Source organism: Haloferax sp. KTX1, assembly GCF_902410085.1.
GTDB classification, from domain to species: domain Archaea; phylum Halobacteriota; class Halobacteria; order Halobacteriales; family Haloferacaceae; genus Haloferax; species Haloferax massiliensis.
In genome coordinates, this window is record NZ_CABPRH010000087.1 from 1 (window position 1) to 522 (window position 522).

Consider the following 522-nt stretch of genomic DNA (forward strand, 5'->3'; position numbering starts at 1 on the left):
CAGTCCTTCCTACTCAATAATCTGCTCTCTGGAGCAGGCTCCGACGGACTCGGACACCTTTTTCATGTCGGATGATTTCACCGATGACTTTGAGTCGGTCACTTTCGGCTATGAAGTGACCGGGCAACTCGTGATTTGGAACCTTAGACGCCAGAGAGTCGGAACGAAAAGAACAGTTGGCACATCACCCGAAAATCCTTCGATAACTCAAGAAAGCTTCATCCCAAGTTTCTACGACGACAGTCCATACGATGCTGAACTGATTTCCCGAAATGCCAGAAAGAAAGATGGCATGGAAGGAGAATTGGGAACCTTACGGGTAAGCATGGGTGAAGCAAAACAGACACATGGATATTGGGTCGGATCGAAAAATGGATGGTTGTTTTCGGTCCAGACGATGCCTCCCATTTCATGGGGTGATGACCCAGTTTTCAATCAAAAAACAATAGAAGAAAAAACCACTGAGATCCTAGACGCCTGTAACCTTAAATAAACCAGACGGAGACACGGAAATGTCAGACC

Annotated in this window: 1 protein-coding gene; it reads left to right on the top strand. The window is 46.6% G+C overall.

Annotated features, from left to right (window positions below; genetic code table 11):
* A partial coding sequence (locus FY251_RS20905) for a hypothetical protein (RefSeq protein WP_222847869.1) occupies positions 1–493 on the top strand: 493 nt, incomplete at its 5' end.
* Positions 494–522 lie beyond the last annotated feature (29 nt).